Below are 6,613 nucleotides of genomic sequence, written 5' to 3'. Positions count from 1 at the left end.
GCTCGGGGCGGGCCGCGCGGACCGGGAAGGACGCCGGCGGGGAGCACGGCACCACCTCGGCGGGCGGCCGCTGCCGGGGCAGCGGCCGGGTGACCGGCCGCCCCGCCACGGCGGCCCCGCCCTGGTGTCCGGGGTGGGTCGGTGTCCCGGGCTCCCCGGCGCGGACCGCCGGAACGCCCGAGGAGCACGTCGCTGAACTGGAAGCGGTCTCCCGCGTGGTGTACGCCATCTCATGCTGATCATGGCGCAGCACCCCTGCCCCCGGGCGGGAATCGTGCCCTCGGGCAGCGGTTTGGCTAGATTCCGTGCTTCTTCAGGATCGCTTCGATTTCGGAAAAGTCGTCTGCGTCACCGGATTTGGCGGGGCCGGCGGAGCGGCCCCTGGGCAGGGCCTGCGGCGTCCGGCCCCCCGGGCCGGCGTCCGCGCGCTTGCCGGGCGGCTGCGGCGCGCGCCCGGCCGCCGCCTGGCCGCGGCTCTCCACCAGACCCGCCACCAGCATCAGCAGCACCGCGCCGCCGAGCACCCCGAAGCCCAGCCAGGCGATGGGGTTGACCGTCATATTGACGACGAACTTCACCACCCCCGTCATGGCCAGGCCGATCGGGAGCAGGGCGACCGCCGCGGTGCGCAGTCCGGCGGCCCAGCGGCGGCGGCGCAGGGCCCGGGCCGCGAACCACAGGCCGGCCGCGGTCAGGGTTCCGCAGACCGCGTAGATCGTCATCGTCAGCATGTCTTCCATCGTGCCTCTCCGGCGGCCGGGTCACCATGCCCGGGCGACAGGATCAGGGATGATTCCGGGTTTCGGGCGGTACGGACCGAATCGGGCGGGCGGCGCAGGGCAGACGGACGGGGCGTGCCCGCCCGCACGGAGCGCCTGGGAGACTGGAGCCATGAGTGACACCACCGGCCCGGCCGCCGCCGTTCTCGACGTCTGGTGCGACCTCCAGTGCCCGGACTGCCACCGCGTGCAGCCCGTGCTGGCGGCGCTGCGCCAGAGGTTCGGCGAGGCGCTGCGCATCCGGCTGCGGCACTTCCCGCTGGCCAAGCACGGCCACGCGGTGGCCGCCGCGGAGGCGGCGGAGGAGGCGTACGCGCAGGGGCGCGGCGACGACTTCGCCGCGGCGGTGCTGGCCCGGTGCGGCGAGCTGGCCGAGCAGGGCCCCCCGGTGCTGCTGGAGGTGGCCCGGGACCTCGGGCTGGACGCCGGCGAGATCGACACCGCGCTGTTCGACGGCCGCCACCTGCTGGCCGTGGACGCGGACCATGCCGAGGGACAGGCCCTGGGGGTCAGGGGCACCCCGACGTTCCTGATCGGTTCCACCCTGCTGGACGCCTCCCGGGACCAGGACGGCCTGCTGGAGCGGCTGACCGCACTGGTGGAGAAGGAACTCCCGGCCGCCTGACCGGCCGGCGCCTACAGCAGCGGTTTGGCGAAGTCGCGCCAGCCGGCGCGGTAGCCGAGCGTGCCGGCCAGCCGCAGCGCGGGAGTGTCGCCGGCCGGCAGTTCCAGCTCCAGGCTCCGCCCGCCCGCGGCCCGGCACAGCCGCTCCGCCTCCGCCAGCAGGACCCGGCCGTAGCCCCGGCGCCGGTGCTGCTCGGCCACCCGGACGGCGCGCACCCGGGTGTCCGCCCCGGCCCCGGCGTCCCCGGTCACGCCGTCCCCGGCGTCCGCGGCCCGGGGCCCGGTGTCCGCCCACAGGGTGCCGACCGGGGTGGTGCCCGCCAGCAGCACGCGCAGCGCGGCTCCCGGGGTGGCCGGCCCGTCCGGGAGCAGCCGGGCGTACCAGGCGTCCGCCCGCTCGGCGGCCGCCTCCCCGGGCAGGCCGTGCCCGGTCCACCGGCGGATGCGCGCCGCCCGGTCGCGCTCCCGCCAGTCCGCGAACTCCGCCCCGGTGAGATCCCGGAACCGGGCTCCGGCGGGCGGAGCGGCGGTCCCGGCGGCCGGGGCCGGGTCCAGCCGCTTGACCAGCGCCTGACCGGTCTCCGTGTAGCCCAGCGCCCGGGCCAGACCCACCGCGGCCTCGGAGCCGGCCGGGACCCGGGTCTCGATGCGGCGGCAGCCCCAGGCGCGCAGCACCTCCTCGGCGGCCAGCGCGGCGACCGTGGCCCGGCCTCTCCCCCGGTGGGCGGCGGCCACGGTGAGCCGCTCCACCCGGCCGGTGGGCAGGATGCCGCGCTGCTCGGCGGCCAGCCGCACCTCGCCCACCGGGCGGCCGTTGACACAGATGGCGTAGGCGCGGGACCGGGTGCCGTCCGCACCGCGCTGCTCGGCTCCGGTGGGGCGCAGAGTCGTGGTCATCGCGGCATGGTACGCCGCGCCGCGGCGGCGCGGAGCCGGCCGGCGGAGGACGGAGGGCGGACGGTCAGGGATCCAGGTCGGCGGCGGCGTTGCGCTCGAAGACCTCCATGGCACGGGCGGTCACCGGACCGGGCGCCGCGGGCAGGTCCCGGCCGTCCAGCCGGCGGACGGCCTGTACGTCCCGGGTGCTGGAGGTGAGGAAGACCTCCTCGGCGTCCCGGAGCGCCTCCATGGGCAGGTCGGTCTCCTTGGCACCGGCCCACTCCACGACCAGGGCCCGGGTGACCCCGGCCAGGCAGCCGGAGCTCAGCGGCGGGGTGTGCAGCTCGCCGTCCAGCACCACGAAGACGTTGCTGCCGGTGCCTTCGCACAGCCGCCCGGCGGTGTTGGCGAACAGCGCCTCGGAGGCGGCCTGCTGCTGGGCCCGGGCCAGGGCGATCACGTTCTCCGCGTAGGAGGTGGTCTTCAGCCCGGCGAGGGCGCCGCGCTCGTTGCGGGTCCAGGGGACGGTGATCACCGAGGTGGTGTCCGGGCGCCGGGTGATCGGCGCATGGGCCACCACCAGGGTGGGCGGGCCGCTGTCCGTGCGGCCGGAGCCCAGCGGCGCCCGGCCCCCGGTGTAGGTGATCCGCAGCCGGCCCAGCGGCGCCGGTTCCGCGGCCAGCACGGCGGCGCAGGCGCGGCGGATCTCCTCCGGGTCCGGGGCGGGCAGACCGAGACCGGCGGCGGAGCCGGCCAGCCGGTCGAGATGGCGTCGCATGGCGAAGGGCTCCCCGCCGACGGTCTTCAGGGTCTCGAAGACCCCGTCGCCCACGGTCAGCCCGTGGTCGAACACGGAGACCCGCGCGCTGTCCGCGTCGCGCAGCCCGCCGTCCAGCCAGATCTTCACCGGTTACCTCGCAGTGGTCCGGGCGCCCCGGCCGGCGGGCGCCGCCGATCGCGACGCCACCGCCAGCAGCCGGGCCGCTTTGAGCTCGGTCTCCTGCCATTCTCTCGCGGGATCGGAGCCCCAGGTGATGCCGGCCCCGGTGCCGAAGCGCAGCACGGCCTTCCCGGGCCCGGGCCGCTCGATCCAGAAGGTGCGGATGCCCACCGCCAGCTCGCCGGTGCGGCGGTCGGCGTCCACCCAGCCGATGCCGCCGCAGTACGGGCCGCGGGGCGCGGTCTCCAGGCTGTCGATGATGCGCAGCGCGCTGGACTTGGGGGCACCGGTGACCGAGCCCGGCGGGAAGGTGCCGGCCAGCAGTCCGGCCCAGCCCGCGCCGGGGGCGAGCTCGCCGCGCACGGTGGAGACCAGGTGCACCAGGCCCGGGTGCTTCTCCACCACGCACAGCTCGGGCACGGTCACCGTGCCGGGGGCGCACACCCGGCCCAGGTCGTTGCGGACCAGGTCGACGATCATCACGTTCTCGGCGTGGTCCTTGGGCAGCAGATCGGCCTCGGTGCGGCCGGTGCCCTTGATCGGCCCGGAGTCCACGGTGGAGCCGCGGCGGCGCAGATAGAGCTCGGGCGAGGCGGTGGCGATCTCCACGCCGTGCCCGGGGAGCCGGACGGTACCGGCGTAGGGGGCGGGGTTGCCGCGGGCCAGCCGGGCGGCGAGCGCCTCGATGTCGGCGGCCGGGTCCAGCGGGGCGGACAGCACCCGGCACAGATTGGCCTGGTAGACCTCGCCGGCCGCGATGTGCTCGCGGATCCGGCGCACCCCGGCGGTGTAGGCGTCGCGGTCCAGGGAGCTGGTCCAGCCGTCCCGCGGCGGGCCGGGCCAGGGGCGGACGGGGGGCGGGAGCGGGGCGGGCCGCACCTGGTCGAAGCGGGCGCACAGCAGGCCGCCCTCGTAGTCGGCGACCACCGCCCACCAGCCCGCGGAGTCCAGCGCCGCCGGGTCGCGCGTCACATCGCGCAGACCGGTGGCCAGGGTCTCCCCGAAGCGGGCCAGCGGAATCATGTCGTGCACACGTGCGAGTCTAGGACGGCCGGATGCGGCGCCGTCCGGCCCGGGGAACGCCCCGGGCAGGGGCGACCGGCCGGGATACCAAGTTTGGGGCTGCCCGGGGTATCCGCTAGAGTTCATGACGTCGCCGGAACATCCTGCGGACCGGCACACAGCGCAACACCGGCGGACGTAGCTCAGTTGGTAGAGCACCACCTTGCCAAGGTGGGGGTCGCGAGTTCGAATCTCGTCGTCCGCTCTCGGGGGTCATCCCCCACTGGTGGAGTGGCCGAGAGGCGAGGCAACGGCCTGCAAAGCCGTCTACACGGGTTCAAATCCCGTCTCCACCTCGGACGATTAGCTCAGCGGGAGAGCGCTTCCCTGACACGGAAGAGGTCACTGGTTCAATCCCAGTATCGTCCACTGTTCCACCCGGGCCCCGCGAGGGGCCCCGGCCCGCGCGATTAGCTCAGCGGGAGAGCGCTTCCCTGACACGGAAGAGGTCACTGGTTCAATCCCAGTATCGCGCACGCGTCGGCGGCCATGGACAGCCGCCGGATGCCGGGACGATTAGCTCAGCGGGAGAGCGCTTCCCTGACACGGAAGAGGTCACTGGTTCAATCCCAGTATCGTCCACACCACTGGCACCACGGATCGTCCGCCGTCCGGTTCTCCCTTGCGTTTCTGCTGCTGCGCGCTCGCTCTCCGCGGGCGCGCTTCGGCGTCTGCGGGCGTCTCCGGCGGCGTCCCGGCACAGCATGAGGCGGCGGGGCACCTCCCCAGGTGCCCCGCCGCAGGCCGTCCGCCACGCCCCCGTCCCCACGGGGCTCATGTCCCGGATCTGTCCCCGGCCCGGACCGCTCTTCCGGGCCTGTCGGAGCGCGCTCAGCGCCCCAGTACTCCGGCTACGGACGACGTCTGTGTGATCACCGCCTCGACTCCGCCGAACATCAGGGCGAGGACGAACGCGCACGGCAGCACCATCGCCAGTGCCACCAGCGGGTGACGCCGGCCGGCGGCTGATCCGCTCGCCCGGGTGCCGGGCAGCAGTGCCTGTGCCATCGCTCTCGCTCCTTCCCGGTGTCCCGTGCGGAGGGGCCGTGACCGGTCCCGGTGGCGGCGGCGGGCGGGTGACCTCGGGGGACGAGTGCTTCGCCCGCCGCCAGGGAACACAGTAGGCGCGCCGGGCGGCCGTCCGCGTCAGCCCGGCGTACGGCATGCGGGGCCTCCCGGAGGATGACCCGGTGCCGTTTGTCTACTCCCCAGGGTGGACACCGCACCCGGGTATTCCCCGATGCCCGGCGGGGGTTGACCCCGGACCGGGGCCGCGCCGGAGCGCCGCGGGGACGGTCGCCGCGGGTGTGCCGCGGTGTGCGCGGCCTGTCCGCGCTCCGGGGACACAGTCCGTAAGCTGTGCAGCGACAGCGAACCCCGGCGGCGAGGTAGGGACATGGCGATGATGCGGCTCCGGCGCGAGGACCCGCGAGTCGTCGGCACGTTCAGGCTGCACCGCCGGCTGGGGGCCGGGGGCATGGGCGTGGTCTACCTCGGCTCGGACCGGCGCGGGCAGCGGGTGGCGCTCAAGGTGATCCGCCCGGACCTGGCGGAGGACGAGGAGTTCCGCTCGCGGTTCGCCCGGGAGGTGTCGGCCGCGCGGCGCATCCAGGGCGGCTGCACGGCCCGGGTGGTGGCCGCCGATCTGGAGGCGGCACGGCCGTGGTTCGCCACCCAGTACGTGCCCGGTCCCTCGCTGCACGACCGGGTCGCGGAGGGCGGGCCGCTGTCCGCGGCCGAGACCGGGGCCATCGGTGCCGCCCTGGCCGAGGGGCTGGTGGCGGTGCACGAGGCCGGAGTGGTGCACCGGGACCTGAAGCCCTCGAACATCCTCCTGTCGCCCAAGGGGCCGCGGATCATCGACTTCGGGATCGCCTGGGCGACCGGGGCCTCCACGCTCACGCGGGTGGGCACGGCGGTCGGATCGCCGGGGTTCCTGGCCCCGGAACAGGTGCGGGGCGCGGCGGTCACCCCGGCCACCGACGTGTTCTCGCTGGGCGCCACGCTCGCCTACGCGGCCACCGGGGAGACGCCGTTCGGGCAGGGCAGCTCCGAGGTGATGCTCTACCGGGTGGTGCACGAGGAGCCTGATCTGCGGGCCGCCCCGGTGGCGCTGGAGCCGCTGCTGCGGGCCTGTCTGGCCAAGTCGCCGCAGGAGCGGCCGACCACGCTGCAACTGTCGCTGCGGCTGAAGGAGATCGCCTCCCGGGAGGCGCGCGGCGCCGGGCTGGCCGCGCAGCGGCCGGTGTCGGAGGGGTCCGGGCCGACGCCGGTGCGGCGGACCCGGCCGCAGGACCGGCTGCCGGGCACCCGGCGGGTGCCGTCGCCC

8 protein-coding genes and 5 tRNA genes are annotated in these 6,613 nt (G+C 75.7%); 8 read left to right on the top strand and 5 right to left on the bottom strand.

Annotated elements, in window-relative coordinates:
• Positions 1-239: hypothetical protein (locus GQS09_RS28785; RefSeq protein ID WP_207958302.1), on the top strand; the 239-nt coding region annotated here is incomplete at its 5' end.
• Between the two features lie 57 nt (positions 240-296).
• On the opposite strand, the gene GQS09_RS26065 is transcribed toward GQS09_RS28785, so the two are convergent.
• Positions 297-731 (bottom strand): hypothetical protein, encoded by a 435-nt coding sequence (locus GQS09_RS26065; RefSeq protein WP_207958301.1) that lies wholly within the window; start codon positions 729-731, stop codon positions 297-299.
• A 160-nt stretch (positions 732-891) separates the two neighbouring features.
• Here GQS09_RS26065 and GQS09_RS26060 point away from each other — a divergent pair, with 160 nt between their 5' ends.
• Positions 892-1,404 carry a DsbA family protein gene (locus GQS09_RS26060; protein ID WP_165989998.1) on the top strand — a complete coding sequence of 171 codons (513 nt, stop codon included), beginning with the start codon at positions 892-894 and terminating at the stop codon, positions 1,402-1,404.
• An 11-nt stretch (positions 1,405-1,415) separates the two neighbouring features.
• Here GQS09_RS26060 and GQS09_RS26055 read toward each other — a convergent pair whose 3' ends face one another.
• The 3 genes from GQS09_RS26055 to GQS09_RS26045 form a co-directional block, all read right to left on the bottom strand.
• Positions 1,416-2,300 (bottom strand): GNAT family N-acetyltransferase, encoded by an 885-nt coding sequence (locus GQS09_RS26055; protein ID WP_165989997.1) that lies wholly within the window; start codon positions 2,298-2,300, stop codon positions 1,416-1,418.
• A 64-nt stretch (positions 2,301-2,364) separates the two neighbouring features.
• The gene (locus tag GQS09_RS26050; RefSeq protein ID WP_165989996.1) at positions 2,365-3,189 is read right to left on the bottom strand and encodes an aminotransferase class IV; all 825 of its coding nucleotides are present in this window, start codon (positions 3,187-3,189) and stop codon (positions 2,365-2,367) included.
• Positions 3,190-3,192: 3 nt separating this feature from the next.
• The gene (locus GQS09_RS26045) at positions 3,193-4,245 is read right to left on the bottom strand and encodes a chorismate-binding protein (RefSeq protein WP_243761799.1); all 1,053 of its coding nucleotides are present in this window, start codon (positions 4,243-4,245) and stop codon (positions 3,193-3,195) included.
• 171 nt (positions 4,246-4,416) lie between these two features.
• Here GQS09_RS26045 and GQS09_RS26040 point away from each other — a divergent pair.
• From GQS09_RS26040 to GQS09_RS26020, 5 genes are all read left to right on the top strand, one after another.
• Positions 4,417-4,489 (top strand) — tRNA-Gly (locus GQS09_RS26040).
• Positions 4,490-4,509: 20 nt separating this feature from the next.
• A tRNA-Cys gene (locus GQS09_RS26035) sits at positions 4,510-4,580 on the top strand.
• Between the two features lies 1 nt (position 4,581).
• Positions 4,582-4,653, top strand: a tRNA-Val gene (locus GQS09_RS26030).
• Between the two features lie 35 nt (positions 4,654-4,688).
• Positions 4,689-4,760, top strand: a tRNA-Val gene (locus GQS09_RS26025).
• 34 nt (positions 4,761-4,794) lie between these two features.
• Positions 4,795-4,866 (top strand) — tRNA-Val (locus tag GQS09_RS26020).
• A gap of 249 nt (positions 4,867-5,115) precedes the next feature.
• Here the strand turns inward: GQS09_RS26020 and GQS09_RS26015 are convergent.
• Positions 5,116-5,292 (bottom strand): hypothetical protein, encoded by a 177-nt coding sequence (locus GQS09_RS26015; protein WP_165989994.1) that lies wholly within the window; start codon positions 5,290-5,292, stop codon positions 5,116-5,118.
• A gap of 388 nt (positions 5,293-5,680) precedes the next feature.
• On the opposite strand from GQS09_RS26015, the gene GQS09_RS26010 reads away from it, so the two are divergent.
• Positions 5,681-6,613: serine/threonine-protein kinase (locus GQS09_RS26010; protein ID WP_165989993.1), on the top strand; the 933-nt coding region annotated here is incomplete at its 3' end.

The organism is Streptomyces sp. YIM 98790 (assembly GCF_011421595.1).
In the GTDB taxonomy this organism is placed as follows: domain Bacteria; phylum Actinomycetota; class Actinomycetes; order Streptomycetales; family Streptomycetaceae; genus Streptomyces.
Note: the sequence above shows the minus strand (reverse complement) of the source record. Positions and strands in the feature narration are given on the sequence as shown.